This window comes from Lacinutrix sp. MEBiC02595 (assembly GCF_053601555.1).
Window position 1 is genome coordinate 172,708 of the sequence record NZ_JBSHNU010000222.1, and the last position, 26,677, is coordinate 199,384.

The 26,677-nt window shown below is 32.3% G+C and carries 26 protein-coding genes; 13 read left to right on the top strand and 13 right to left on the bottom strand.

Annotated elements, in window-relative coordinates:
• Window positions 1-43: 43 nt before the first annotated feature.
• Both ACVCZW_RS10620 and ACVCZW_RS10625 read left to right on the top strand, forming a co-directional pair.
• Window positions 44-1,465, top strand: a complete 1,422-nt coding sequence (locus tag ACVCZW_RS10620; RefSeq protein ID WP_452232390.1) for an alpha-amylase family glycosyl hydrolase — start codon at window positions 44-46, stop codon at window positions 1,463-1,465.
• A gap of 11 nt (window positions 1,466-1,476) precedes the next feature.
• Window positions 1,477-1,896 (top strand): hypothetical protein, encoded by a 420-nt coding sequence (locus ACVCZW_RS10625; protein WP_452232391.1) that lies wholly within the window; start codon window positions 1,477-1,479, stop codon window positions 1,894-1,896.
• 80 nt (window positions 1,897-1,976) lie between these two features.
• On the opposite strand, the gene ACVCZW_RS10630 is transcribed toward ACVCZW_RS10625, so the two are convergent.
• A complete protein-coding gene (locus ACVCZW_RS10630) occupies window positions 1,977-3,569 on the bottom strand; it encodes a Kelch repeat-containing protein (RefSeq protein ID WP_452232392.1) in 1,593 nt (530 codons plus the stop codon).
• Between the two features lie 200 nt (window positions 3,570-3,769).
• On the opposite strand from ACVCZW_RS10630, the gene ACVCZW_RS10635 reads away from it, so the two are divergent.
• Window positions 3,770-6,142 carry a GAF domain-containing protein gene (locus ACVCZW_RS10635; protein ID WP_452232393.1) on the top strand — a complete coding sequence of 791 codons (2,373 nt, stop codon included), beginning with the start codon at window positions 3,770-3,772 and terminating at the stop codon, window positions 6,140-6,142.
• Here the strand turns inward: ACVCZW_RS10635 and ACVCZW_RS10640 are convergent.
• Window positions 6,132-7,340: a Pycsar system effector family protein gene (locus tag ACVCZW_RS10640; RefSeq protein ID WP_452232394.1), complete on the bottom strand. Its 1,209-nt coding sequence runs from the start codon at window positions 7,338-7,340 to the stop codon at window positions 6,132-6,134. The genes ACVCZW_RS10635 and ACVCZW_RS10640 overlap by 11 nt on opposite strands.
• Window positions 7,341-7,432: 92 nt before the next feature.
• On the bottom strand, window positions 7,433-8,275 hold the full coding sequence (locus tag ACVCZW_RS10645) for a hypothetical protein (RefSeq protein WP_452232395.1): 843 nt from the start codon (window positions 8,273-8,275) through the stop codon (window positions 7,433-7,435).
• 139 nt (window positions 8,276-8,414) lie between these two features.
• Here ACVCZW_RS10645 and ACVCZW_RS10650 point away from each other — a divergent pair, with 139 nt between their 5' ends.
• Both ACVCZW_RS10650 and ACVCZW_RS10655 read left to right on the top strand, forming a co-directional pair.
• Window positions 8,415-9,626 (top strand): NAD(P)/FAD-dependent oxidoreductase, encoded by a 1,212-nt coding sequence (locus ACVCZW_RS10650; RefSeq protein WP_452232396.1) that lies wholly within the window; start codon window positions 8,415-8,417, stop codon window positions 9,624-9,626.
• Between the two features lie 2 nt (window positions 9,627-9,628).
• Window positions 9,629-10,159: a DUF1697 domain-containing protein gene (locus ACVCZW_RS10655; RefSeq protein WP_452229687.1), complete on the top strand. Its 531-nt coding sequence runs from the start codon at window positions 9,629-9,631 to the stop codon at window positions 10,157-10,159.
• On the opposite strand, the gene ACVCZW_RS10660 is transcribed toward ACVCZW_RS10655, so the two are convergent.
• Both ACVCZW_RS10660 and ACVCZW_RS10665 read right to left on the bottom strand, forming a co-directional pair.
• Window positions 10,148-10,726: a TetR/AcrR family transcriptional regulator gene (locus tag ACVCZW_RS10660; RefSeq protein ID WP_452229688.1), complete on the bottom strand. Its 579-nt coding sequence runs from the start codon at window positions 10,724-10,726 to the stop codon at window positions 10,148-10,150. The genes ACVCZW_RS10655 and ACVCZW_RS10660 overlap by 12 nt on opposite strands.
• Window positions 10,727-10,728: 2 nt before the next feature.
• Window positions 10,729-11,262 carry a TetR/AcrR family transcriptional regulator gene (locus tag ACVCZW_RS10665; protein WP_452229689.1) on the bottom strand — a complete coding sequence of 178 codons (534 nt, stop codon included), beginning with the start codon at window positions 11,260-11,262 and terminating at the stop codon, window positions 10,729-10,731.
• Window positions 11,263-11,462: 200 nt separating this feature from the next.
• Between ACVCZW_RS10665 and mvaD the strand changes: the two genes are divergently transcribed.
• The 4 genes from mvaD to ACVCZW_RS10685 all read left to right on the top strand — a co-directional run bounded on the left by mvaD (window position 11,463) and on the right by ACVCZW_RS10685 (window position 15,597).
• Window positions 11,463-12,545, top strand: a complete 1,083-nt coding sequence (gene mvaD / locus ACVCZW_RS10670) for a diphosphomevalonate decarboxylase (protein ID WP_452229854.1) — start codon at window positions 11,463-11,465, stop codon at window positions 12,543-12,545.
• Between the two features lie 58 nt (window positions 12,546-12,603).
• Window positions 12,604-13,533, top strand: a complete 930-nt coding sequence (locus ACVCZW_RS10675; protein WP_452229690.1) for a mevalonate kinase family protein — start codon at window positions 12,604-12,606, stop codon at window positions 13,531-13,533.
• Between the two features lie 65 nt (window positions 13,534-13,598).
• A complete protein-coding gene (locus ACVCZW_RS10680) occupies window positions 13,599-14,510 on the top strand; it encodes a geranylgeranylglycerol-phosphate geranylgeranyltransferase (protein WP_452229691.1) in 912 nt (303 codons plus the stop codon).
• Between the two features lie 211 nt (window positions 14,511-14,721).
• The gene (locus ACVCZW_RS10685; protein ID WP_452229692.1) at window positions 14,722-15,597 is read left to right on the top strand and encodes a pseudouridine synthase; all 876 of its coding nucleotides are present in this window, start codon (window positions 14,722-14,724) and stop codon (window positions 15,595-15,597) included.
• Between the two features lie 392 nt (window positions 15,598-15,989).
• Here ACVCZW_RS10685 and ACVCZW_RS10690 read toward each other — a convergent pair whose 3' ends face one another.
• The 8 genes from ACVCZW_RS10690 to ACVCZW_RS10725 form a co-directional block, all read right to left on the bottom strand.
• On the bottom strand, window positions 15,990-16,700 hold the full coding sequence (locus tag ACVCZW_RS10690) for an aromatic aminobenezylarsenical efflux permease ArsG family transporter (RefSeq protein ID WP_452229693.1): 711 nt from the start codon (window positions 16,698-16,700) through the stop codon (window positions 15,990-15,992).
• Window positions 16,701-17,141 carry a nitrophenyl compound nitroreductase subunit ArsF family protein gene (locus ACVCZW_RS10695; protein ID WP_452229694.1) on the bottom strand — a complete coding sequence of 147 codons (441 nt, stop codon included), beginning with the start codon at window positions 17,139-17,141 and terminating at the stop codon, window positions 16,701-16,703. It abuts the gene before it with no gap.
• A 30-nt stretch (window positions 17,142-17,171) separates the two neighbouring features.
• Window positions 17,172-18,146 carry a permease gene (locus ACVCZW_RS10700; RefSeq protein ID WP_452232397.1) on the bottom strand — a complete coding sequence of 325 codons (975 nt, stop codon included), beginning with the start codon at window positions 18,144-18,146 and terminating at the stop codon, window positions 17,172-17,174.
• Window positions 18,139-18,546, bottom strand: coding sequence for an OsmC family protein (locus ACVCZW_RS10705; protein ID WP_452229696.1), 408 nt, complete (start codon window positions 18,544-18,546; stop codon window positions 18,139-18,141). Before ACVCZW_RS10705 ends, ACVCZW_RS10700 begins: the two co-directional genes overlap by 8 nt.
• Before the next feature lie 11 nt (window positions 18,547-18,557).
• Window positions 18,558-18,794, bottom strand: a complete 237-nt coding sequence (locus tag ACVCZW_RS10710; protein WP_452229697.1) for a thioredoxin family protein — start codon at window positions 18,792-18,794, stop codon at window positions 18,558-18,560.
• 50 nt (window positions 18,795-18,844) lie between these two features.
• On the bottom strand, window positions 18,845-19,150 hold the full coding sequence (locus ACVCZW_RS10715; protein WP_452232398.1) for an ArsR/SmtB family transcription factor: 306 nt from the start codon (window positions 19,148-19,150) through the stop codon (window positions 18,845-18,847).
• 115 nt (window positions 19,151-19,265) lie between these two features.
• Entirely contained in the window at window positions 19,266-19,835 is a 570-nt protein-coding gene (locus tag ACVCZW_RS10720) for a sugar O-acetyltransferase (RefSeq protein ID WP_452232399.1), read from the bottom strand.
• Window positions 19,836-20,155: 320 nt separating this feature from the next.
• A complete protein-coding gene (locus tag ACVCZW_RS10725; protein WP_452232400.1) occupies window positions 20,156-20,752 on the bottom strand; it encodes a hypothetical protein in 597 nt (198 codons plus the stop codon).
• 1,037 nt (window positions 20,753-21,789) lie between these two features.
• On the opposite strand from ACVCZW_RS10725, the gene ACVCZW_RS10730 reads away from it, so the two are divergent.
• From ACVCZW_RS10730 to ACVCZW_RS10745, 4 genes are read left to right on the top strand one after another with little or no spacing between them, the layout of a single operon-like run.
• A complete protein-coding gene (locus ACVCZW_RS10730; protein ID WP_452229701.1) occupies window positions 21,790-23,187 on the top strand; it encodes an arginine decarboxylase in 1,398 nt (465 codons plus the stop codon).
• Window positions 23,177-24,118: an agmatinase gene (speB, locus tag ACVCZW_RS10735; RefSeq protein WP_452232401.1), complete on the top strand. Its 942-nt coding sequence runs from the start codon at window positions 23,177-23,179 to the stop codon at window positions 24,116-24,118. Before ACVCZW_RS10730 ends, speB begins: the two co-directional genes overlap by 11 nt.
• Window positions 24,108-25,082: a deoxyhypusine synthase family protein gene (locus ACVCZW_RS10740; protein ID WP_452232402.1), complete on the top strand. Its 975-nt coding sequence runs from the start codon at window positions 24,108-24,110 to the stop codon at window positions 25,080-25,082. The genes speB and ACVCZW_RS10740 overlap by 11 nt, the downstream gene beginning before the upstream one ends.
• Complete coding sequence (locus ACVCZW_RS10745) at window positions 25,082-26,617, top strand: bifunctional GNAT family N-acetyltransferase/carbon-nitrogen hydrolase family protein (protein ID WP_452232403.1); 1,536 nt, start codon at window positions 25,082-25,084, stop codon at window positions 26,615-26,617. The genes ACVCZW_RS10740 and ACVCZW_RS10745 overlap by 1 nt, the downstream gene beginning before the upstream one ends.
• The last annotated feature ends 60 nt before the right edge of the window (window positions 26,618-26,677 follow it).

The window sequence follows — 26,677 nt, forward strand, 5'->3', positions numbered from 1 at the left end:
AGGATGTTCTATTTGAAATTAGAAAAAAAATAAAAACGAACACATGAAAAAACTAACGGTATTATTCGCACTACTTACCATATTTGCTTGTAAAGAAGAAAAGAAAAAAACAGAAGAAATAGCTGTTGTAGAAGAAAAAATAGCTCTTAAACCAATCTCAGATACAGATTTAGAAACAGCTGTGATTTACGAAGCTAACATTCGTCAATATTCTACAGAAGGAACTTTTGATGCTTTTACCAAAGACATTCCGCAGTTAAAACAATTAGGAGTAAAGGTAATTTGGCTGATGCCAGTTTTTCCTATTTCAGAAACAAAACGTAAAGCAACAGGAGGAGAAGATAGCAAGTTTGCAACCGATTTCCCAGAAGCTGAACAAGGGAAATATTTAGGGAGTTATTATGCGGTTTCCGATTTCACCAAAATCAACCCAGAGTTCGGAAGCATAGAAGATTTTAGAGCATTGGTAAACACAGCTCATGAAAACGGAATTTATGTGATTTTAGACTGGGTACCAAATCATACTGGTTGGGATCATACTTGGTTAAAAACCAATCCGGAATATTATACGCAAAACGATAAAGGGGAAGTGGTGCATCCAGCAGATACGGATTGGACAGATGTTGCAGATTTAAACTACGACAATCAAGAGATGCGTAAAGAAATGATTGCAGACATGAGTTACTGGTTAACAAATGAAGGTGTGGATGGCTTAAGATGTGATGTTGCGGGATCTGTACCAGCTGACTTTTGGGAACAAGCGATTCCTGAATTAAGAGCAAAAAAGGATATTTTCATGTTAGCGGAAGCTTGGGAACCAGCGTTATTAAAAGAAGGATTATTCGATATGGCGTATGCTTGGGATGGACATCATGCCATGAATAAAATTGCAAAAGGAGAAGAAAATGCAACGGCTTTTACGGAATACATGAAGAAACGAATAGAAACCTATGAAGCCGATGATATTCTTATGAACTTTGTAACCAATCATGACGAGAATTCTTGGAATGGAACCATAAAAGAACGCATGGGAAATGCTTCCGAAGCGATGACGGCTTTAAGTTATTTAACGCCTGGGATGCCTTTAATTTATTCGGGTCAGGAATACGATTTAGATCATAAATTATTGTTTTTTGAAAAAGATAGTTTTCCGCATACGAAAGGAAATACATGGGAATTGTTAGAAAAACTAGGGAAACTAAAAACGACAAGTTCCGCATTGCATGGAGGAAAAGATCCTGCTTCTTATGAAAAAATAGAAGTTGCTAATAAAAATATTTTAGCATTTACACGAAGCAAAAATGGTAGTGCCATTACTTATGTAGCAAATATGTCTGCAGAGCCATTAGAAGTACGTTTACCACAAAAAGGAAAGTACATCGATTATATGTCGAATACAGCATTGGAGCTTAATGGTGAAGCTGTTTCCTTAGGTGCTTGGGAATATAAAATATTAATGCAATAAACTTTAAATCCATGAAAAATATTTTATTGATATGTTATTTTTGCCTTTTTAGTACTGCGATTTTTGCGCAAGTAGGTGTTGGTACAACCACACCTAAAAGTACTTTAGATATAAATGGTAATCTCTCTGTAAAGCATATCACTTTAACGGGAAATGGGACTGCTACAGATATTGATGGAGGTGTTTATTTGTCTATCAATCCGCAAGCTACAGATCAGGAATTTAGACTTCCTAATCCGGTGACTTTTCCAGGGAGAGTATATATTATTAGAAATATTAATAATTCGAATACTGCAAAACTGACTACTATTGCTGGGTCTTTGTTTCCTAAAGGATCTACAACAGGAAGCTCAGAAATTTATATGTATGAAAATAATTTGAGAACCATCACGGTAATTAGCGATGGTGTAAATTGGACGTATATGGATTAAGTATATAATATATGCGCATAAAAAATCTCTTGGTGCATTACTACACTAAGAGATTTTTTGTTTTAAAATAGCGACGGAAACTATATTTTAATAATTTTTATTGTTTCACTAACCTGCGAAGCATTCTTTACCTGAATAAAATAAACGCCTTTTGAAAGTTTAGAAATATTAAAAGAATGCTCGTTACTAAAATCACCATGAAATACTTTTATGGATTTTCCAGTAATATCAAACACGTTTAATTGTGTGCTTTTTGTATTTAATTGGAATGTCGATTTTGTAGGATTTGGATATACCTTAAGTGTCTTTAAATCGTCGGGATTAGCAACAGATAAAGTTGGATTAAGTGTGCCTTCTAATGCAATATTTATCGTCGAATTGTTATTGTACGTTACTAGCACATTTCCGGAACTCATGTTTTGTGAAGTGTCATTTAAAACCGCTTGAATAATTAAATCCTGATTCGCACCTAAAAGTAAGTTGCTGTAGGTCGCATTTAAAGTGTAATTTGCTCCAGAAATAGTAATCGTATCAATATAAGTTCCTGTGGTACCTAAGTTATTGGATAGTGTAATAGGGATATTCACGGTACCATAACTAGCGCCATATTGAAAAGTTTTAGTGGTTTCATCTGCAACAAAAGTGCTATTCACATTAGGACTTCCTGTAGGGTTATCCATATTATAATATTCCATGTTTTTCATAGAAGTCCCACCATTAGAACCACCAATAACTACTATGCCATCACCAGAAACTAGCGCTTGAATACCATGCCTGTAATAATTCAGATTGTCTTTGGTTGTCCAAGTTCCTGTTAAAGGATCGAAAGCTTCTACAATATCACGTTGTCCATTGTTACCAGTAGCGCTACCAAAAGTAGTTTCGCCACCAATAACATATATTTCATTTTGAAATAAAACAGTTGCTGCTCCAGCTCTGGGAGTAAGAATATTGCTACTACTTGCTAAAGTAGTCCATAGATTGGTGTTCAAGTCGTAAACATCTACTTCGGGAACTTGAGGCGCAAATAATCCTCCAGCACCGCCAGTGAGTCTGCCGCCTAAAGCATAAAGTTTGTCGTTATGTACCACAGCATGAAAGTGGTCTCTTGCATGTGGTGCATCTGTTAAAGCCGTAAACATTCCGGTGAAAGGATCAAATACATCCATATACGCTACATAGCCTCCACCATGACCATATACATTTCCGCCAACCAAATAAAATTTATTGTTATGCATTGCCAAACCAGCTGCACCACGTTTTCTTGCGGTTGGTAATTCCATACCTTGAATCCATTGTTGGCTTGCGGGATTATACATATAAATATAATCTGCATTCAATTCTGGGTTAGGTTCGTTTGTTTTAAAAGCGCCAATGACCCAGATTAAACCTTCATAAGTAACTGCTTGAAAATGATTAAAGTCCACAGGAGCCATTCCTCCATTAGACCATGTATTCGAGGTGTAATCATATACATCTAATACGCGAGGGGATTCTCTGCCTCCAAAAAGGAAGAATTTATCTCCGGCTTGAGTGAATCCAAATTCATGCCTTGCAACATAACTTTCATCTTCGTTTTTATCTGTCCAAGTTTGTCCTAACAAATGAGGTGTGAAACTCAAAAAAGTAAAGAGTAAAAACCAATAATGTGGTTTGTGTGTAATTTTTTTCATGTGATTATTTTGATGTAATAGCTTAATACCTAGTAAATTTATTAAAATTAAGGGTTAAAAAGGGGAAAAAGGGATTTAATTGTTTGATTAGATTTTTTGTAGTCTATATAAATAAAACTTAATTTAATAACATGTTAAGCTTTCTCACTTACTACGACTAATCAATAAAATTGTATTTTTGCACAATAAAGTATTTTTAAATGAAATTAATTAGTCTGTCAGAATCCCCAATGCGTTTAAAGATTAGCTTTAATAAGCTACTCGAACATTATGAGGATTTAGCAACAAATTCGGATGAATTTCTTGCTAAAAAGGCGAAGCGTGTTTTGAAAACTGCTGCAGCTTACCCTATTCTTCGGGAAGGGTTTTCGGACTTGAAGTTACTAGAAATCCATAAAAATGAAATCCAAATTATTTTACAAGACTCGTTTAGTCCTGTATTAACTAAAAATGAAATAAAAACAGCTTCTATACCTTTTGAAGATATCGTTTTTAATTCTTCAGAACGTTTTAAATCCATAGTGGAAACAGCTGGAGAAGATTATGAATTGGAAATAAAAAACATGTCTGTAGATTACAAGTATATGTTGGCTTGTGTTACTATTTTAAATTATTATTATGGCTATTCCTTAGATTTTAAAAGACCTTTTTATTATGAAATTCCAGATAGAAATGGAATAAAAAAGTATTACAAAATATTATATAATGCAGACTTTGTTGAGATTATCCCAAACAAAAATGCACCAAAAATCACACAAGAAGATTACGATGAATTAATCGATAATTTTGAAAATATAGCTTTATGGAAGGCAAAGTTTCCGCCAAATAGCTATGACTTTAAAGGGTTTGTAATATCGAATATGTTTGATGTTACTAACGACCAATCTATTTCTAATATTAAATCTACTTTAATAGGCGAAAATAAAAGAAAGGATGCGTCTTTTATGGAAGGCTTCCATGAGATTTTTCGTTCCTTATTAGGACTAAAAGATATACAGGTTGGGTTTTCTATCTATAATCAAGAAGACGATACTTTTGATCGTGTGTATGGATCTGGAATGAATAGTTTTTTGTTAGATGATCAAGATACTTCGAAGTGTTGTGACACTTTATGTAAATGGTCTTACAATAGACTTTTAGTTGAAAAAAGATATTTTTCGGTGTCTAATGTTAATGACATGTTTGAAAAAACACAAGGAAAAATTCCGCATATAAGCGCGCTGCATAAACAAGGAATTCAAAGTGCTATTTTTGCACCTATTGCTAATGAGAAAGGGGTTATGGGAATTCTGGAAATAGTTTCCGAAAAACCAAAAATACTCAATAGCATTAATGCCAATAAACTGGCAGATATTATGCCTTTTATTGTTTCTGCAGTAGAGCGTTCTAAAAACGATGAAGAAAATTTAATAGAAGCTATTATTCAGCAGGAATGCACTTCTATTCATTCTAGTGTTAACTGGAGGTTTGTAAAGGAAGCTAAAAAGTTTATTAGGGCCCAAATAGAAGGAAAAGAGCCAAATTTTAGTAAAATAGCTTTCGATAATATTTATCCGCTTTATGGTCAAATCGATATTAAAGGTTCTTCCGAAGCTAGAAATTGGGCAACACAACAAGATTTAATATTACAATTAAATGCTGTAAAATCTATTTTAAAAAGCGCATCTAAAGTAGATAAGCTTCCTATCTATGATCAGTTTATCTTTCAAATAAATGAATATTTAAAAGATCTAGTGGATCATTTTCAAGTAGATAGTGAACAGCAAATAACTTCCTTTTTTAATCAAGATATAGAACCAGTATTAGAGCACCTTATTTCTGTAAAAACTTTAAAACCTGAAATAGAAACCTATTATGAAAGTATAGACGATACTGTCAAAGTAGTGTATAGTCATAGAAAACAATATGATGATACCGTGACTATAATTAATAGAGAAATGGCTTCGCTTTTGGATAAGAAACAAGTGAAAGCACAAAAAATGTATCCGCATTATTTTGAGCGTTTTAAAACGGATGGAGTGGAACACAACATGTACATTGGAGAGTCTATTACTAAAGAAGATAGCTTTAATCCAATCTACTTGTACAATTTAAGATTGTGGCAATTACAAGTGATGTGCGAAATGGAAAATAGCTATTACCAGATGAAAAATAATTTTCCTGTGGCCTTAGATGTTGCTTCGATGATATTGGTTTTTAATCAGCCATTATCCATAAGTTTTAGAATGGATGAAAAGCAATTTGATGTAGATGGTACGTATAATGCTAGATACGAAATTGTAAAAAAACGTGTCGATAAAGCATTTATAAAAGGTACTACAGAACGTATTACCCAAAAGGGAAAAATTACTATTGTGTATTCGCAAAAGCAAGACGAAATAGAGTATTTGCGTTACATTAAGTTTTTACAATCTAAAAATTATTTAGATACCGATGTAGAGATTTTAGAACTACAAGACTTACAAGCAGTAACCGGTTTAAAGGCTTTGCGCGTAAGTGTATTGTATCACAAAAACAAAGAGGATAAAGCGTTTTATACGTATAATGATTTAATGAAAGAGATTAAGGCTTAATGTTAATTCCTGCATACTGAAAAGCAACAGCAAATGCAATAACGCTACAGATAATACCAATCATGAAAACAGTGTAAGTAACACGTAGTATTTTATATTTTCTGTTTAAAACTAAACCTAAAAAGTAAAGGTCTTTTTTCATGGCAGAATATAAATAGTCTTTGTCTTTCATCATTTCTCCCATTGCCCATTCAAATTCTTCTAATTTCATTTTATGAAAATTCCCAAAGAATAATAAGTTTACTTTTTTATTGGCAACATCCTCTTTGGTGAATTCTCCTCTAGTTACATTTGGTCTTGTAGCTAAAACGGATAAAATCATGGAAGCAACAGTGAATAAAACAAAAACTACGGTTGGATAAATTAGGTAACCGTTAGAAGGATTATCTAGTTTAGGTAAAAGATTAGCCAACACTAGAGAAACTATAATCGCATTTACAGATAGTAATATATTTGCTTTGGTATCTGCAATATCACTTAAAGTAATGTGGTTTTTAAGGGTTACTCTAAACATGGTTTCTATACCACGTTCTGGAATTTCTATTTTATCTTTTTTAAATTGAAGCTCTGCTTTTTTCTGCTTTAACTTCGCTTTATTTGTTTTTTGTTTGTTTTGGTCTTTTAGTAGTTTTGCAAGATTTTTACTTTTGCCTTTCTCCCAAAGGGAAACCGCTAAGTCGCTACTAAAGGTATGCTTCTCGGTAAGGAAATTAATGTTTTCTTCTAGCCACTTTGTATTTGTTAATTCCTTTTGACTTGTTAGTTCTAGCTCTTTCTTTAAAAGTTGCGTAACATCTCTAAAATTCTTATTTCCAACATGCGCGCAATCGGCATCGCGAATAAATGCTTCTAGCTGTGTTTTTGGCACATAATTCATTTTAGTTGCTAGAATTAAATCGTTAACCACTTGAATATCTTCAGCAGTGGCATGGTGCTCTTTTAAAAATGCAGTAGCTATAGCTGCACTATGTGTTTCGTGGTCATCAATACTTTTTGTAAAACCAACATCATGAAACCAAGCGCTAATTATTAATTGTTTTTTTTGGGTAGGATCTAAGTTCGCTAGATCTGCTAATTCTGTTGCTTTTTTTACAACGTTTTGCGTATGCGTCAAATTATGATAAACAAAAGCATGGTCTAAATGTGTATTTAGAAGGGTAATAACATGTTTCTCTGCTTCAGCAATAAGATGGTCCATAAAAAGATATGATTTTGAGTAAAAATACTAAACTTTAATTAATGTTTAGTAAACGATTATTTTAGTCGAAAATTATAGAAATGCTTACCGTATTAATTTAAAGAGAATTCATATAAATTCCCACCTGCTCCATGTGCTTTTTCGTCGGTAATATAAACGGTGTTATTGTCTTTAAAAGAAATACCTTCTTTTTGTGATTCATAACCAAAAGGAAATTCTTTTATGGTGCCATTAAAGAAATCATTCCCTTTAAAGTTTGTAAAAAGTAAAACCGATTTCTGGTTTAGCAATACCATTTTTGTGCCATCCGGACTAATATCTGCCGCAGTTATCCAGCATCGTAAATCAGTACAATTAGAATATGTTCCTAAAAATTCGGCTTCATGCATTCCTGCGTTTGCAGGGATTTTATATAAACTAGTTTTTCCGAAATCGCCTTTTACGCGACTTTTAGTAAATAAATAAAAGCTGTTATTGCTATAAAAGAAAGCTTCACAATCGAAATACCTTTTTTTCTTTTTTGGTGGAAATTTTTCTTGTTCAGGATATTTAAAAGAAATACGCTCGATTTCTACCGAAGTATCGCTTTGTAAATCAGAAGCACTTACTTTTAAAATGGCTAAGTTTTTGCGTTTACTTTCGTTGTTTCCAAAATCGCCAATATAAATATTTCCTTCAGGGTCACTTGCTAAATCTTCCCAGTCATGGTTTTTAGCCTCGATTTCTAATTCTTTTTTGATTTCTCCTTTTGTGTTAAGTCCAAAGAGAATGGGTTTGTTACCACTATCGTTTACCATCCAGATTAAATCAGAATGCACAGCGATTTCTGTACCAGAGACTTCGTTTAAATCGGAAGGTAAATCTATTGCGCTTTTAAATTCTTTGGAACCGCAACTAGCGTATAAAAATATTATTAGGATAAGGAATTTATTCAAAGCAGTTTTTCATTTATTAATGTTAAATTTACGTGGTTTTTAAAAGATTATGAAACATCCATAACTAAAACCAGATAATCAAAGATAAGGATTAAATGGATGCTACATGTGACCTATGAAAAACAATAGAAATAAACACATGAAACAAAAAGATGTAATAATTATTGGTGGAGGTGCAGCAGGTTTTTTTGCAGCAATTAATATAGCAGTTCAAAATCCGGAATTAAAAATAGCAATACTAGAAAAAGGAAAGGAAGGTTTACAGAAAGTGAAAATATCTGGCGGCGGCCGTTGTAATGTCACGCATGCCGAATTCATTCCTCAAGAATTAGTTTTAAATTATCCTAGAGGCGAAAAAGAATTGCTTGGTCCTTTTCATAAATTTATGACTGGAGATACTATTGCTTGGTTTGAAGAGCGCGGCGTCGCTTTGAAGATAGAAGAAGACGGTCGTATGTTTCCAGAGTCTAATACCTCACAAACCATTATTGATTGTTTTTTAAACGAAACGAAGAAACATCAAGTGGAAGTTTTATATAGCCAAACCGTAAAGTCGATTATAAAAGATGAAAATTCTTGGACTGTCATCACACAAGCGGAAGAATTTTCAGCAAAAAAAATATTGGTAGCCACAGGAAGTAGCCCCAAAATGTGGAAGCTTATGGAGACACTAGATCATAAAGTGATTCTACCAGTACCTTCGTTGTTTACATTCAATATAAAAGATAAACGCATCCAAGATATTCCTGGAGTTGTGGCACAAAATGTAGAAATACAGGTTGTTGGTACACAGTTGTTTTCCGAAGGGCCATTACTTATAACGCACGTTGGTATGAGTGCGCCTTCTATTTTAAAACTGTCGGCTTTTGGTGCTTTAGAACTTGCCAAGTTAGACTACAAATTTACTATTGAAATCAACTTTATTAAAATCACTTTCGAAGATTGCTTAGATGTTTTAAAAGGTTTGAAACTAGATCTAGCTAAAAAATCAGTTTTAAAAGCACCGCAATTCAATTTACCAAAACGTTTGTGGCAACAGCTAGTTTTGGCTTCTGAAATAACGGAAGAAACACGTTGGGCAGATTTAAATAAAAATCAATTAGAAGCACTTGCAGCACAATTAACCAAAGCGCATTTTAACGTAGATGGAAAAAGTACTTTTAAAGACGAATTTGTAACCGCAGGAGGAATCGATCTAAAAGAAGTAAACTTTAAAACTTTTGAAAGTAAGATACATAAAAACCTATACTTTGCTGGTGAAATCATTAATGTTGACGCGATAACTGGAGGTTTTAATTTTCAAAATGCATGGACAGGAGCCTATATTGCTTCGCAACACATTTCTAAATAAAAATGGAAACATACGTTGTTTTATTAAGAGGGATTAATGTTGGAGGTCATAAAAAAGTACCCATGGCAACATTGCGTGAATTGCTAACCAAAACAGGTTTTCAAAATGTGCAAACCTATATACAAAGTGGTAATGTTGTTTTGCAGTCTTCCGAAGAAAACACAAAAATTATTGAGGATAAAATACATAAAGCCATACGGGCTCATTTTCAATTTGAAGTTTCTGTTTTAGTAAAAACAAAAGAAGAATTAGAATTGATTTTTAATAATTCTCCTTTTGAAGAAGAGAGAAAAGTAAAAAGCTATTTTATCTTATTGCAAGACACACCAAGTAAAGAGTTGATAAAAGAAGCTTCAAAAAAAGTATATAAATCGGAAGAATTTAAAATTACGAATACCTGTATTTATTTGTATAACCAAGCAGGCTACGGAAAATCAAAATGCAACGCTAATTATTTTGAACGCATGTTGGAAACGGTAGCAACAGCCAGAAACTATAATACGATGGTGAAGTTGTTATCTCTAAGCAAATAATTTATTCTCAGAATATTTTATAGCATCCCAGCAAGCTTCAATAGATTGGTCTATTTGTTTTGTATGCATTGGTACCTCTTCTTTAATTTTTAGTTTTACAACAGAAGATATAAGTCCGTAACATAATTTCATGATTAGAGTTTCGTCCATGTTTTTTACTTTTTTTTCTGTAATTCCTTTAAAAAAGAAGTCTGTTATTGTTTTATAGAATGGTACTGTTTTTTTTACAATTTCAGGAGAGATAATTGGAGGGACACCAACATATTCAATAAAATAAAAAGCTAAAGGATTGCTTGAGAAATAATTATACATGTTATACAACATGGTGGTAAATTGAGTTTTATAGGTAGCACTAGGTTTACTGTTTGTTAGTAGAACGATGCTTAAATCTTTATAAACCATCAAAAAAATAGCTTCAATAATTTTCTCTTTGGTTTCAAAATAATGATAAATGGTACCTACAGCAACATTGGCTTCTTTAGCAACCTGAGACATTGGTGTAGCATGATATCCTTGTTTAACAACAAGCTCTAACATGGTGAGTATAATACGTTGTTTTTTGCTCATCGTTAATCTTTAATTTGTCTTACAGCATCCCAAGAAGCATTTGCGGCTTCCTTAATCTGTGTATTTGTCATTGGTAAAACACCGTTTAATTTTAAATGAACAGCAGCAACAACATTACTATACGCTATTTGTACTAATAGTGTAATATGCATATCTTTAAGGAAACCTTCTTTTATCCCTTTCCAGAAAAAAGCGGCGTGCGGTTTATAGTGTATTTTTGTTTCTTCAATTAACTCTATGGGTATAATAGGGGCTTTAGCTATGTGTTCATAAAAATGAAAAGCATAGGGATTGCTAACATAATAATGAAATAAATCGACCCAGTATTTTTTAAATACTTCTTCAGGATTTTGGTTTTCTTCTTTTAGAATAAGAATAGTGCCAAAATCCTCTCTAATCATTTTATAGATTTGACAAAGCACGTCCTCTTTGTCTTTAAAATAATTATAAATGGTGCCTATTGCTACGTTAGATTCTTTAGCAACCTGATACATAGGTGTTGCATTTACACCCTGTTTTACTACAAGTTCTAACATTGTAATAAGAATTCTTTGTTTTTTATACACAGATAATTGATTGAATAGTCATTCGGTTTTCCAATCTACAAAAAATAAGGAATTCTACTATTTTTTTAAAAACAATTACGATGAAATACCTATTATTTTAAGTTTTTTGGAATAAAAGCTATACATACATGCTATGTAATAAGTTATATTTGCAGACTAATTTGCACATCATGGAAACCGCTTCGTTTATATTTTCTGGAAATAATAAAGTAATTAATGATGGACAATTTACTTGGTCTTCGCCTAGTAATATTGCCTTGGTTAAATATTGGGGAAAAAAGGAAAACCAGATACCAGAAAACCCATCTATCAGTTTTACTTTAGATGCCTGTAAAACAACGACAAGCTTAAGTTTTTCTAAAAAAGAAGATACCAACTCTTTTTCTTTTGATGTTATTTTTGAAGGCAAAAAGAATCAAGATTTTAAACCGAAAATCGAAACTTTCTTTAAACGTATTGAAGCATATCTACCTTTTTTAAAAGACTATCATTTTACAATTGAAACTGCAAATACATTTCCGCATAGTTCTGGTATTGCATCTTCTGCTTCTGGAATGAGCGCTTTGGCACTTTGTTTAATGTCTATAGAAAAAGAAATAAATCCCGAAATTACGCTAGAATACTTTAATCAAAAAGCATCTTTTTTAGCAAGATTAGGATCAGGAAGTGCTTGTAGAAGCGTAGAAGGTGATCTTATTGTTTGGGGAAAACATGAAAAGATAGAAACGAGCTCTGATCTGTATGCTGTAAAATATCCGTACCAAGTACATCATAACTTCAAGAACTATCAAGACACTATTCTTTTAGTAGATAAAGGCGAAAAGCAAGTAAGTAGTACGGTTGGTCATAATTTAATGCATAATCATCCTTTTGCACAACAACGTTTTACGCAAGCTAAAGAGAATATGACCAAACTTATGGACATTTTAAAAACCGGAGATTTAAATGCATTTATTGAAATTATAGAAAGTGAAGCCCTAACGCTTCACGCTATGATGATGACAAGCATGCCGTATTTTATTTTAATGAAACCAAATACCCTCAAAATAATTAATGCTATTTGGGCGTTTAGAAAGCAAACAGGATTGCATATTAGTTTTACCTTAGACGCCGGAGCAAATGTACACGTGCTGTATCCAGAAAAGGAAGCCGCAGAATGTATCGAGTTTATTAAAAATGAATTAGTTGCGTATTGCCAAAATGGACATTATATTTGCGACAGAATTGGCTTTGGTGCTAAACGAAAACAATAAAAATTACGTATATTTGATATAAGTTACTACTAATAATAGTTTGTAACGCAAAATATTTATGAAAGGACCCCTTTTTTACTCGAAAATTTTACTCTTTGGTGAATACGGAATCATTAAAGACTCTAAAGGATTATCTATTCCTTATAGTTTCTATAATGGTGCTTTAAAAATGGATGATAACCCATCGGAAGAAGCAGTTAAATCTAACGCTAGTTTAAAAAACTTTGTTTCCCATTTAAAAGAAATAAAAGAAGACGTTGTTGTCTTTAATTTAAATAAATTAGAAGAAGATGTTCAGGCAGGAATGTACTTTGATTCTTCGATACCACAAGGTTATGGTGTTGGTAGCTCTGGCGCATTGGTAGCTGCTATTTATGACAAATATGCACAAGGTAAAATTACCGTTCTAGAAAACTTAACACGCGAAAAACTATTGAAGTTAAAAAGCGTTTTTTCTGAAATGGAATCGTTTTTTCATGGTAAATCTTCTGGACTAGATCCTTTAAATAGTTATTTAAGCATTCCTATTCTAATACATTCTCAAGATAATATTGAAGCAACAGGAATTCCTTCACAAACCAATAATGGTAAAGGAGCTGTCTTTTTGTTAGATAGCGGAATTACTGGTGAAACTGCACCAATGATTAGCATTTTTATGGAGAACATGAAACAAGAGGGTTTTAGAAGTATGCTAAAAGACCAATTTACAAAACATACAGATGCTTGTGTAGATGATTTTTTAAAAGGAGATATAAAGTCCCTGTTTAAGAATACCAAGCAATTATCTAAAGTCGTGCTAAACAACTTTAAACCAATGATACCAATGCAGTTTCATGAACTTTGGAAAAAAGGAATTGAAACCAATGAGTACTACTTAAAACTTTGTGGTTCTGGTGGTGGCGGTTATATTTTAGGTTTTACAGAAAACTTTGAGAAAGCAAAACAATCGCTTAAAGGGTATAAATTAGAAGTGGTTTATAATTTCTAATACTTCATGAATTGTTCTACTAAACTTGATGAAGTGTAGTTATTAGAGTTTCATTAAATAAATTTATGCTTTCCAGAAAACAAAAACATATTTGGCTAAAATTTTTCAGCATGTTTTCTGTGGTTAGAGGCTACAATATCTTAATTGTAGTAATTGCACAATACGTTACCTCTATTTACATTTTAGCACATGATAAACCTTTACGCCAAGTAGTTTTAGATGTCAATTTACTGCTGTTAGTTTTAGCGTCTGCGGCAACAATAGCAGGAGGTTATATTATTAATAATTTTTACGATTCAGAAAAAGATCTAATAAATAGACCACAAAAATCTATGTTAGATAAACTGGTGAGTCAAAACACTAAACTATCCTTTTATTTTGTACTAAACTTTCTTGCTGTAATTATGGTAAGTGCAGTTTCGTTTAAAGCAGTAGTTTTCTTTTCGGTATATATTTTTGCTATTTGGTTTTATTCACATAAGCTAAAAAAGATGCCAATTATTGGTAATATCACCTCGGCAATACTAACCATAACGCCATTTTTTGCCATTTTTATGTACTACAGAAATTTCGAACATGTAATTTTTGTACATGCCGCATTTTTGTTTTTAATAGTATCTATGCGCGAATTAGTAAAAGATTTAGAAAATATAAAAGGAGATTTGGCACTTAATTATAAAACCATCCCTATTGTTTATGGTGTAAAATATTCAAAAGGCATGCTTACCATTTTAAGTGCTTTAACACTTATTCCATCCTATTTATTAGTCAGTAGATATCAAATTGGAAAAATGGATTATTTCTTTTATGTGAGCACCATATTATTAGGGGCGTTTCTAATATTACTCTTTAAATCGAATACAAAAACACAATATTTAATCTTACATAATATCTTAAAGTTTATAATAGTATCCGGTGTTTTTAGCATTTTACTAATAGATGTAGATTTGCTTTTAAATAAGCTCGTTTTAATATAAATTATGGCGTTTGCTACTACGTATAAACTACGTAGCAACGCGCTTTCCACTATATCTTTTTCTCGTATCTCAAAAAAGGATGCCGTTGCAATCGCTAACGCAAGAAAGGATGAGTATCAAAAATCGTTAATCCACAATCGTAAATCATAATATATACTATATCTTTGTAGCTTAATAAATTAAAATATTCCCATTTACTTGGGGAAAAATTATGAGTAAGCCAAGAGATAGTAAAAGCAAAGGGAAGCTTTCAGGACGTGGAAATACTAATACACGTAGCCAAAGCAATGAAAGAGGAAATGCTCCAGTAAAAAAGAAAGCAGCAGGAAATAAAACGCAAAAGCCGCAAAAAACACAGAAGCCACAAAAAGCATCTGATCCGGATCAAATGCGTTTAAATAAGTACATCGCAAATTCAGGTGTTTGTTCTCGTAGAGACGCAGATATGCATATTGCAACAGGTTTAGTTTCTGTAAACGGAAAGATAGTTACAGAAATGGGTTACAAAGTGAAACTAGAAGATGAGGTTCGTTTTGATGGTTCTAGAATAAATCCAGAGAAAAAAGCATACGTTTTATTAAATAAACCAAAAGGTTTTGCAACTACTACAAGTGAAGGTAAAGGACGTACGGTTATGGATTTAGTTGCCAATGCAACCAATTCTAGAATTAAGCCAATAGGTAGATTAGGTAGAAATAGTAAAGGATTATTGTTGTTTACCAATGATGATTTAGTTGCTAAAAAATTCACCAATTCTAAAAATGGTGTATCGCGTTTATTTCAAATAGAATTAGATAAAAACCTGAAGATAGAAGACCTTAAAAAAATTAGAGAAGGTTTTAGAATCGAAGGAAAACTAATCACTGTCGAAGAAATTAGTTATATAGAAGGCGCTTCTAAAAAAGAAATTGGTCTTAAAATTAAAAACACAGGAAATACCGTACTTCGTGCTATTTTTGATAGCTTAAAATACGAGATTGTAGCTGTAGATTGCGTGGCAATTGGACATCTTACAAAAAAAGATCTTCCTCGTGGTCACTGGAAACATCTAACAGAACAAGAGTTGAATACATTGAAAATGTTGTAGTATTTAATTTACTATTACAAAAGTCATATTACTATTAAAAATGCTTCGTTTCCCGGAGCATTTTTTTTGCTTTAATCTGAAAATAGCTTTATAAAATTTATAGCCTTTACAGATACCTGTTTATAAAGAATTAATGGTTTTTAAGGCAATCTTAAAATTGAATGAAAGGTTAGAAATAAAACGTAGTTTCCTTAAAGAATAAATTTGAAGAGGCCATTCTGCTACATCTATTTATAGGTGTTAAAATAATAGTGTTATAAAAAAAGAGGCGAAGGTTAAGGTGCCTTTTAATAAAGAACTAGTTAGCGATTTTAAAAATAATAGATGCATTTTAGCCGTATTGCAAACCTTATGGATTCTGTTATAAGTCTATTTGGAGGTCTGCATTTTGACTATTCTATTATTCCCGTAAAAATAAAAATATAGTACAAGCCTGTTAATACAAAAACGACACCTGCAACGGTTCGCATTACCTTTTCTATTTTGGTGATTTGGTTGTAAAATACACCAACTTTTCCAATGGTAAAAGCGATTAAATAGGTAAATAGAATTACAGGTAATCCAGTTCCAAAAGCAAATACTATTGGTAAATAAAGTCCGTTGGCAGATGCAATGGTCATTGGTATTAGCATTCCGAAAAATAATGCGCCACTATACGGGCAAAAGGCTAAAGCAAACACCACTCCAATTAAAAAAGAACCTAGTAAACCTTTGTCTTTAAATTTTTCGGATAGCTTTTCTTGAAAATTAAATTTCCCGAAAAAAGGCAGTTTAATAACATTTAGCATTATCAAACCGATTACTAGCAATAGCGGACCTAAATATTTTTCACCATTCTGATTAAAAAATCGAGCAATATGAAACTTGCTTGCTCCAAAATAAAGGATCAATCCAATGGTTGTGTAACTAAATCCTCTTCCAATAGAATATAATAATCCGCTAAATAGTACTTTCCGTTTACTCGAAATATTTTTAGAAATAAAAGCAGTTGCAGTTATATTGGTAGCTAAAGGACACGGACTAATAGCTGTCATTATTCCTAGGAGAAATGCAGATACAATAGGAATATTATATTGCTCTAAAAGGGACTGTAAAAAATCCATTTACAGCATTTTTAATTCCGTGTCAATTTTTGCCTTCAATTGTTTAGAAAAGGTTTCTTTGTCGTTGCCTTCCATAAAAGCAAATTCGGTTAAATCTATTTTAGTTTCTCTTCCGCTTTTTATCACATTCAAAATTAAGGCAGTTCCAGATGCTTCAAATTTTTCAGCAATTTGTTCGTTTTCCTCTTTATCTACATTTATTACTTGAAAGGTGATTTTGTCGGCTTTCATTTCCTTAGAAAAATAGGTGTCCAATGTATATTTTGTATTTGCTTCAATAGCATTACAAGTCATACATCTATGTGTAGAATGGAAATCTATTACTTCAATTTTAGCAATAGATGTATCAACAGATGCTACGTCCGTTTTGTTTTTACTATTACAAGAAGTAAGTGTAAAACCGATGGTTATAACCGCTAATAATTTAAATGTTTTGTACATGGTTTTCATTTTTTTGTTTTCGTTATTTTTTTATAATAAGAAGTTAAACAGATATCCGGAAAGGATAATACAAAGCGTTATTACAGCGAAAAATATGGCTATTAGCTTTAAAGACATTACCTTTTTTAGTAAGGTTGCTTCTGGAATGGACAAACCTACAGTTGCCATCATGAAAGCAATAGCAGTTCCTAATGGAACGCCTTTAGCAACAAAAACTTGAATTACAGGAACTATTCCTGCGGCATTGGCATACATGGGTACGGCAACTAATACTGCTAATGGAACCGTCCACCATTCGCCACCTCCCAAATAGGCATTAAAGAAGTTTTCTGGTACATAGCCATGCATTGCTGCTCCAATTGCAATTCCTATAATTACATAAAGTAAAACGCTTTTTACTATATCCCAAGCGCCACGTGTTATTTCAGGTAATCGTTGGTAGAAAGTTTGTTTTTCTTCTTGATAATTAGCTTGTTTCATTTTGTTTTCCAAAATCTTTTTTACCCAATCGGAAAGCAATGGCTCTAGATTAAATTTACCAAGTAGCCAACCACCAAGTGTACCTAATAAAATACCAGATATCACATAGATTAAAGTCGCTTTTATACCAAACATACCAATAAACATGGCTATGGCAACTTCATTAACTAAAGGAGATGTAATTAAAAAAGAAAAAGTAACGCCTAGCGGAATTCCTCCTTGTACAAAACCAATAAATAAAGGTACCGAAGAACAAGAGCAAAAAGGAGTTATTGCTCCAAACACAGAAGAGAAGAAGTATTCTAAACCGTAAAGTTTTTTTTTATGGAGATAATCTTTAAGTTTTTCAATTGGAAAATATGCATTTACAATTCCCATTATAAAAACGATGATAAATAAAAGGATCAGAATTTTTAGTGTATCGTACACAAAGAAATTCAAAGCAATTCCTAAATGGGATTCTGCTCCAATTTTTAAAACAGAATAAATCAACCAATCTGTAAAATGTTGTAACCAATCAAACATTTTTTATAGTGTTAATGGTACCAGAAATAGAACATGACAATTTTACGGTATTGTAGATAGTGCCAAATTTTTCAATGTTCTTTTTTAGTAGGCTTATATTGAGTTTTTCATCGTTGCTATAAATGGTTAAATTATAAATGATATTGTCCATTCTTGGCGGATTTTCTAGACGAGTCGCTTGCACTTCCAATGTCGCTTTTGAATAGGTGAATTTCATCATGCCTGAAAAACGTTCTACATTCTTCAACATGCATGCAGAGAATGATCCTAAGAATAATTCGGCAGGATTTGGTAAGGTTGTAGTGGTTTTAGAGGTTGTTCCAAAATCGATATTCGATTCCTTAATATGAATAACGGCATCCTGATTTGCAATGGAAGAAGCCTGTATCTGATAATTCATAATTCGTACTTTTAATTTAAAAGAGCCAATACTTCTGTTTTTGAAGGTACTCTACCTTTAATAGTAATAACATCATCTATTACTAAAGCGGGTGTTGTCATGATATTAAATTTCATGATTTCCATAATATCCTCTACTTTTTCAATAGTTGCATCTACATTGTTTTCGGTAATTACATCGGTAACAACCTTCGTCATAGATTGACACTTTGGACAACCTGTTCCTAAAATTTTAATTACTTTACTCATAATATCTCTGTTTGTTTATCGCCAATAGACGATGTGTTTTTGAAAAAATATCAATCAAAAAACTGCGCGAATAATGATTTTGCAATCTTCCAGTTTTCTTGATTAATACAATACTTTATTTTGGGAGGTTTCAATTCTCCTTGAATAAGACCAGCATTTTTTAACTCTTTAAGATGTTGAGAAATTGTAGACTGTGCCAAAGGAAATACTTCTACTAAATCGCCTGTACAACAACAAGATTGCTTTTCTAGATGTTTTAAAATAGCAATACGTGTAGGATGTCCTAATGCTTTTGCAAATTTAGCTAAAGATGCTGTGTCTTCTTTATAGGCTATATGTTCTAAACTTCTTTTCAAATGCTGATTTTTTATGGATTATAAAAATGCAATGGACTTCTTATCGTAAATGTACGATAGGTTTAGATGGAGAAATATGACTTTTATCATATTTGATTTTTTGAATAGCAAGAAATTAGTTTTTAGAATTTATAATCCGACAAGGATTTCCAGCAGCAAAAACATCAGAAGGCATATCTTTAGTAACAACACTTCCTGCTCCAATTACTGTTCTGTCTCCAATAGTAACTCCTGGACAGACAATTACGCCACCACCTAACCAAACATCTTCTCCTATAGTTATCGGTTTAGCAAATTCTAGCCCAGAAGCTCTTTCTTTAAAATCCATAGGATGTGTTGCAGTATATAATTGCACATTTGGGCCCATCAAGCTTCTGGGGCCAATCTTTATAGGCATAACGTCCAGAGCAATACAATTATAATTAAAGAACACACCTTCGCCAACAATTAAATTGTAACCATAATCACAATAAAAAGGAGTTTGAATCCAAAGGTTTTTCTCCTGATTCGGAATTAAATCTTTTAAGATTTCACCTCGTTTTTCTTTCTCGTCTTCCTTAAGGTCATTTAATTCTTTTATTAATAACCTAGCTTTCAAGCGTTCTTGGCTAAGTTCTATATCTAGGGCATTATAAAGCTTGCCAGATAACATTTTTTGCTTTTCTGTTTTTATAGGGTTACTCATTAGTTCCTGTGTTTTATGTTTTTAATGGGTATGATCATGTTTATAGCTAATTACTTAAAAAATAAAGACAAGAAATACCTTTAATCATTTTATTTTTATTGGTTTAAAGAGGTTGTTATTTCTTAGAGAGCGTTTCGTTGTTCTAGTATTTCTTTGAAAATGGAAACATAGTTTAATCCTGGTATACAAGTCAATCTGAGAAATGTTGTGTCCAATCTTATGTGGATAGATAAAATTGGTCTTAAAAAATAAGAACACAGAAGTATATAGCAGAAAGGAAAGAGGTTAAATACGCTTAAAGTGTTTTTTTAGTAATGGAGTTATTGTTTTTTAAACACGATTAACTTTATTGCTTTTTCTGAATCTTCCAAAATCATAATTTTATAATCCTTCCATTCTAAGGTTTGTTCTTTTCCATCATATTTACTTAGTGACATAAACGATATGGTCTTCTGCTCTTTCCCTGCTGATAACGAAATATTATAGGTGTTAAAAGAATCTGTCTGATTTCCATTTATATCCACAGATGATTCTCCAATATAATCTTTAAATAGAATGGTAAGGTTCCCAATAATAGCTGTTTGACCTAGATCTATAAATATTATTTTTTCAAAGTCTAATTTTTCAACAACTAATGTAACTTCCTCTTTATTGATTTTTAAATAAAAGGAATAGTTTTGATATGCTTTCGGATAGTTTGTTTTTTGACTACCACTAGACGCGCCATAATACCAGAGAAAAGTAGCATATTTACTATTGTTTTCAACTACATTTAATTCTAGTTGTATATGGGGAGAGTCTGTATTTATTGGTTTTGATTGCATAAATAGATTAGTAGGTTCTATAACTAAATTCTCAAATGGAGTACTAGGATTTTTTCCCTGTTTTAATGGAATTCTGATTGAATTATTTGTCATTTTGTTTTCTATTTGAGCATATCCTTGTAATGGAATGCATACAAGTAGTAGAATCCATATGGTAATTTTAATAATCTTCATTATTAGGTGTGTTTTAGTATAGTACTTACTATTTAATTCCAAGCGTAATTTATGATTAAAAAAGTTTATCTATTTTGAATGTCGATATATAATAAAGCATTCCTGTTGCAATCAATAAATGAACCCCAAAGCCTATATAATTTATAACTTTTACATACGTTTTTTTATGAAAACCTATTATGTAGAACAGGGCGAATATTAAAATACAGGCTTCCATCCCTATGACAAATAACGCTCTAAATTCGAAGATATGTTTTTTTATATTCAGCGTATAGATCATCCAAAAAAGAAATACACCTATCACTACAATTACATTTAAATATGAAATTAATAAAGTGGTTTTTTGAGTTTTACACCCAATAGTAATGGTTGCTAAATGGCAAATCAAGAAAATAATCACTGCAGCGCTTATGCTTGTATCATGCATCACTTATGGGTGTTTTATTTGGTTGCTATTGTAGGTGTTGTTCTTAATCTCTTTGAATGACTTATATCAGACATTAAACAAGTTAGTATTTTTCTTAGAAAAGCAAGTAGTAAATAGCCTTAAAACCATTTCAAAAAAAAAATAAAAAATTTTTCAAAAAAACATTGCAATTCAAAAAAAAGCATTTCATTTGTATTGCATTTAGCTGAACAAATTGAACACTGTTTCTATGTTCGGGCTTTTGGAAATTAGGAAGTCATATTCAAAAGCAGCTTACAGATTAAGCGACCGAATTTTAAAGCTAACTTCCGAGTATACTACCATCGGTGCTAGTCAGCATCAATACGGCTTTGTGCCTACTACAGAACTAAAAATTCAAGTTTGAATTAATTCATAACCTTTTTTATAACAGTGTTTTATGCGCTGTTATCCGATTTATATTTCAATATTTTTTTTAAAAATAAAGGCTATAATATTTTAAATAAACTTTAGAATGTTATAATTTACAATTAAAGCAAAACACACAAACATGAATACCAAGTATTTTGATCTAATCAATCAAACTTTCGATTTTCCTCAAGAAGAATTTAAACTAGAGGACAATAAACTAAGCTTCCATGATATCAACCTTATGGAGCTTGTTGAGCAATATGGAGCACCTTTAAAATTCACGTATTTACCGCAGATATCTAACAATATTCAGCGTGCAAAAAAATGGTTTGCAGAAGCTATTGAAAAACATGATTATAAAGGGAACTACAACTATTGCTATTGTACAAAAAGCTCGCATTTTAAACATGTGTTACATGAAGCGTTACAAAATGATATTCATATTGAAACCTCTTCGGCTTTTGATATTGATATTGTAGAAAACCTTAAAAAAGAAGGGAAAATTACGAATGATACTTTTGTAATTAGCAACGGTTTTAAACGTGCGCAATACGTAACAAATATTGCGAGACTTATTAATGAAGGGCATAGAAATGCAATTCCTATTATCGATAATTATGAGGAAATAGAATTGCTTTCCGAAGAAATAAACGGGAAATTTAATGTAGGGATTCGTATTGCTTCCGAAGAAGAACCAAAGTTTGAATTCTATACCTCGAGATTAGGAATAGGTTATAAAAATATTGTACCATTTTATAAAAATCAAATTGCAGATAATAAAAAAGTGAACCTTAAAATGTTGCACTTTTTCATTAATACTGGAATTAGAGACAATGCGTATTATTGGAATGAATTGCAAAAATGTTTAAAAGTGTACACAAGCCTTAAAAAGATTTGTCCAACATTAGATAGTTTAAATATTGGTGGAGGTTTTCCTATAAAAAACTCGCTTGCCTACGATTTTGACTACGCTTATTTAGTAGACGAAATTGTAAATCAAATTAAAACGACTTGCGAAGAAGAAGGTGTAGATGTACCAAATATTTTTACAGAATTTGGAAGTTTTACCGTTGGTGAAAGTGGTGGCGCTATCTATGAGATATTGTACCAGAAACAACAAAATGATCGTGAAAAGTGGAACATGATAAACTCGTCTTTCATTACAACATTACCAGATACTTGGGCAATTAATAAACGTTTTATCATGCTGCCATTAAATCGTTGGGATCAAGGTTATGAACGTGTTTTGCTTGGCGGGTTAACTTGCGATAGCGATGATTATTACAATAGTGAGCAACACATGAATGCCATTTATTTGCCAAAATATAATAAAGATAAACCACTGTACATTGGCTTTTTTAATACAGGAGCTTACCAAGAAAGTATAGGAGGATTTGGTGGTTTACAACACTGTTTAATTCCGTCACCAAAACATATATTAATAGATAGAGATGCCGACGGAAAAATCTCTACTAAACTATTTAGTGAACAACAAAAAAGTGAAGACTTACTTAAAATTTTAGGTTATGCAAACTAAAACGTATGCTGGTATTCCAGAAGATTTAGCAAAATTAGACAAAGCGAAAATTGTACTAATACCTGTGCCTTATGATGGTACAAGTACATGGCAAAAAGGAGCAGATAAAGGTCCAGAAGCATTTTTAGATGCTTCAGCAAACATGGAACTTTATGACATTGAAACAGGAACTGAAGTATACCATCAAGGTGTGTATTTGGCAGACGCTGTAACAGAGAACAGTTCGCCAGAAGCTATGGTAGAAGCGGTTCATCAAGCAACAAAAAAGTACATTAAAAGAAATAAATTTGTAACCATCTTTGGTGGTGAGCATTCGGTTTCTATTGGTACGGTTCGCGCTTTTAATGAAATGTATCCAAGCTTAACTGTTTTACAATTAGATGCACATGCAGATTTACGTAAAAGCTACGAAGGATCTACGTGTAACCATGCTTGCGCAATGTACGAAGCGAGTCAGAATACCAATTTAATTCAAGTGGGTATTCGTTCTATGGACGTGATGGAAAAAACGGTTATGGATGAAGATAAAACGTATTTCGCTCATGAAATGGCTGTAGATGATACTTGGATGGATGCTGCTATTGATCAAATGACAGAAAACGTTTTTATAACTATAGATTTAGATGTTTTTGATCCTTCTATTATGCCAAGTACAGGAACTCCAGAACCTGGAGGTTTGCTATGGTATGAAACGATGGAGTTTTTAAAACAAGTTTTTGAAGAGAAAAACGTAGTAGGTTTTGATATCGTAGAACTTTGTCCAAATAAAATAGATAAATCTTCCGATTTTCTTGCGGCTAAATTATACTATAAAATGTTAAGCTATAAGTTTAAAAATGAAGAAGCAGAAGAGGTGTATGACAACTCTTTTGACGATGATAAAGTAAATAAAAATAACAATACTAAATTTCAAGATGAAGATGCGTACTAAAGGACCAATTTCACAGTTTATAGAAAAACACTATTTACACTTTAATGCGGCAGCTTTAGTAGATGCAGCAAAAGGGTATGAAGCACAATTAGACAGTGGTGCAAAAATGTTAGTTTCTCTGGCAGGAGCGATGAGTACTGCAGAGCTTGGTAAAAGTTTTGCGGAAATGATTCGCCAAGACAAAGTACAAATCATTTCTTGTACAGGAGCAAATTTAGAGGAAGATATCATGAATTTAGTAGCGCATTCGCATTATAAACGTGTGCCTAATTATAGAGACTTAACGCCTCAAGACGAATGGGATTTATTAGAGAAGGGACTAAATAGAGTAACGGATACTTGTATTCCAGAAGAGGAAGCTTTTAGACGTTTACAACAGCATATAGTAAAAATATGGAAAGATGCGGAAGCAAATGGAGAACGTTTTTTACCACATGAATACATGTATAAAATGTTGTTATCAGGAGTATTAGAGCAATATTACGAGATTGATTTAAAAGATTCTTGGATGTATGCTGCTGCTGAAAAAAACCTACCAATTGTTTGTCCGGGTTGGGAAGACAGTACCATGGGAAACATTTTTGCTAGCTACGTGCTTAAAGGAGAATTAAAAGCAAGTACTATGAAATCTGGTATTGAATATATGACGTTTCTTGCAGATTGGTACACCGATAATTCACAAAAAGGAATTGGTTTCTTCCAAATTGGAGGAGGAATAGCTGGAGATTTCCCTATTTGTGTGGTGCCAATGTTATACCAAGATATGGAAAGACCAGAAACACCATTTTGGAGTTATTTCTGCCAGATTAGTGATTCTACAACAAGTTATGGTTCGTATTCTGGAGCAGTTCCAAACGAGAAAATTACTTGGGGAAAACTAGATATTGATACCCCAAAATTTATTATTGAAAGTGATGCAACTATTGTTGCTCCTTTAATTTTTGCTTATCTTTTAGATCAGTAATGGACACAAATAAAATTGATAATATAGAGCTTAAGTATTTAACGGTTAATGATTTTGAAGAGCTAAAAGAAGCTACTTTAGAATCGTATGGCGGTGTGCTTAATTCGTACTGGAAAAAACATCATATAGAAGAATTAACTTCTATGTTTCCAGAAGGTCAAGTGGTTATAAAAATCGATGGAGACATTGCAGGTTGTGCATTATCGCTCATCGTAGATTATGATTCTATTGATGATGAACATACGTATGAAGATATTATTGGTGGAAAGTCTTTTAAAAATCACGATCCAAATGGCGATGTGCTTTATGGTATTGATGTGTTTATAAAACCACAATACAGAGGTTTACGTTTAGGTAGAAGATTGTACGATTATAGAAAAGAGGTTTGCGAAAACTTAAATTTAAAAGGAATTGTTTTTGGAGGAAGAATGCCAAACTTTCATAAGCATACCGATTTAACACCTAAACAATACATTGAAAAAGTAAAGCGTAAAGAAATTCATGATCCTGTTTTAAACTTTCAAATTTCTAACGACTTTCACCCAGTTCGTGTATTAAAAGGATATTTGGAAGGAGATACAGCCTCCAATGAATATGCCGTTTTAATGGAATGGGATAATATCTATTATACCAAACCAAACAAAAAAGCAAGTTCTGTAAAAAGTATTGTAAGACTTGGTTTGATACAATGGCAAATGCGTCCGTATAAAGGTATGGATGAGTTAATGCAACAAGTAGAATATTTTATAGACAGCGTTGCTGCTTATCGTTCTGATTTTGCTGTGTTTCCAGAGTTTTTTAATGCGCCTTTAATGGCAGAATTTAACCACATGCATGAGCCAGATGCTATTAGAGAGTTGGCAAAATTTACAGAAGTTATTGTAAAGAAAATGCAACAGCTTTCTATTTCCTATAACATCAATATTATTACTGGTAGTATGCCCGAACTGGTAGACGATAAGTTATTTAATGTGGGTTATTTATGCCGAAGAGATGGAAGTTTAGAGCGTTATGAGAAAATTCATGTAACGCCAGACGAAGCGAAAGTTTGGGGTATGCAACGTGGAAACAAATTGCAAACCTTTGAAACCGATGCGGGTAAAATTGGAATCTTGATTTGTTATGATTCTGAATTCCCAGAACTATCTCGTTTGTTGGCCGATGAAGGTATGGATATTTTATTCATTCCTTTTTTAACAGATACGCAAAATGGCTATTCTCGTGTTCGTTTATGTGCACAAGCTCGTGCTATAGAAAATGAATGTTATGTGGCTATTTCAGGAAGCGTTGGTAATTTACCGAATGTTAATAATATGGATATTCAATATGCGCAATCTGCCGTATTTACGCCATGTGATTTTTCATTTCCAAGTAATGGAATCAAAGCAGAAGCGACTACAAATACAGAAATGATTCTAGTAGCAGATGTCGATTTAAGTCTGTTAAAAGAATTGCATTCTTTTGGAGCAGTAAAAAATTTAAAAGATAGACGAAAAGATTTTTACGATGTTATTAGAATTAATAACAATAAATAATATATTTAAACTTTCAAACATTAATTATAGGATTAGATTTTCGCTTTCGCGGAAATGAAA

Coding starts and splice junctions, on each gene's coding strand:
- ACVCZW_RS10635 (WP_452232393.1), top strand. CDS start 3,770: ATGAAATTAATTAGTCTGTCAGAATCCCCAATGCGTTTAAAGATTAGC.
- ACVCZW_RS10705 (WP_452229696.1), bottom strand. CDS start 18,546: ATGAATTATCAGATACAGGCTTCTTCCATTGCAAATCAGGATGCCGTT.
- ACVCZW_RS10690 (WP_452229693.1), bottom strand. CDS start 16,700: ATGGATTTTTTACAGTCCCTTTTAGAGCAATATAATATTCCTATTGTA.
- ACVCZW_RS10685 (WP_452229692.1), top strand. CDS start 14,722: ATGAGTAAGCCAAGAGATAGTAAAAGCAAAGGGAAGCTTTCAGGACGT.
- ACVCZW_RS10740 (WP_452232402.1), top strand. CDS start 24,108: ATGCGTACTAAAGGACCAATTTCACAGTTTATAGAAAAACACTATTTA.
- ACVCZW_RS10675 (WP_452229690.1), top strand. CDS start 12,604: ATGAAAGGACCCCTTTTTTACTCGAAAATTTTACTCTTTGGTGAATAC.
- ACVCZW_RS10730 (WP_452229701.1), top strand. CDS start 21,790: ATGAATACCAAGTATTTTGATCTAATCAATCAAACTTTCGATTTTCCT.
- ACVCZW_RS10680 (WP_452229691.1), top strand. CDS start 13,599: ATGCTTTCCAGAAAACAAAAACATATTTGGCTAAAATTTTTCAGCATG.
- ACVCZW_RS10745 (WP_452232403.1), top strand. CDS start 25,082: ATGGACACAAATAAAATTGATAATATAGAGCTTAAGTATTTAACGGTT.
- ACVCZW_RS10630 (WP_452232392.1), bottom strand. CDS start 3,569: ATGAAAAAAATTACACACAAACCACATTATTGGTTTTTACTCTTTACT.
- ACVCZW_RS10640 (WP_452232394.1), bottom strand. CDS start 7,340: ATGGACCATCTTATTGCTGAAGCAGAGAAACATGTTATTACCCTTCTA.
- ACVCZW_RS10620 (WP_452232390.1), top strand. CDS start 44: ATGAAAAAACTAACGGTATTATTCGCACTACTTACCATATTTGCTTGT.
- ACVCZW_RS10655 (WP_452229687.1), top strand. CDS start 9,629: ATGGAAACATACGTTGTTTTATTAAGAGGGATTAATGTTGGAGGTCAT.
- speB (WP_452232401.1), top strand. CDS start 23,177: ATGCAAACTAAAACGTATGCTGGTATTCCAGAAGATTTAGCAAAATTA.
- ACVCZW_RS10725 (WP_452232400.1), bottom strand. CDS start 20,752: ATGACAAATAATTCAATCAGAATTCCATTAAAACAGGGAAAAAATCCT.
- ACVCZW_RS10660 (WP_452229688.1), bottom strand. CDS start 10,726: ATGAGCAAAAAACAACGTATTATACTCACCATGTTAGAGCTTGTTGTT.
- ACVCZW_RS10625 (WP_452232391.1), top strand. CDS start 1,477: ATGAAAAATATTTTATTGATATGTTATTTTTGCCTTTTTAGTACTGCG.
- mvaD (WP_452229854.1), top strand. CDS start 11,463: ATGGAAACCGCTTCGTTTATATTTTCTGGAAATAATAAAGTAATTAAT.
- ACVCZW_RS10665 (WP_452229689.1), bottom strand. CDS start 11,262: ATGTTAGAACTTGTAGTAAAACAGGGTGTAAATGCAACACCTATGTAT.
- ACVCZW_RS10650 (WP_452232396.1), top strand. CDS start 8,415: ATGAAACAAAAAGATGTAATAATTATTGGTGGAGGTGCAGCAGGTTTT.
- ACVCZW_RS10695 (WP_452229694.1), bottom strand. CDS start 17,141: ATGTACAAAACATTTAAATTATTAGCGGTTATAACCATCGGTTTTACA.
- ACVCZW_RS10700 (WP_452232397.1), bottom strand. CDS start 18,146: ATGTTTGATTGGTTACAACATTTTACAGATTGGTTGATTTATTCTGTT.
- ACVCZW_RS10720 (WP_452232399.1), bottom strand. CDS start 19,835: ATGAGTAACCCTATAAAAACAGAAAAGCAAAAAATGTTATCTGGCAAG.
- ACVCZW_RS10710 (WP_452229697.1), bottom strand. CDS start 18,794: ATGAGTAAAGTAATTAAAATTTTAGGAACAGGTTGTCCAAAGTGTCAA.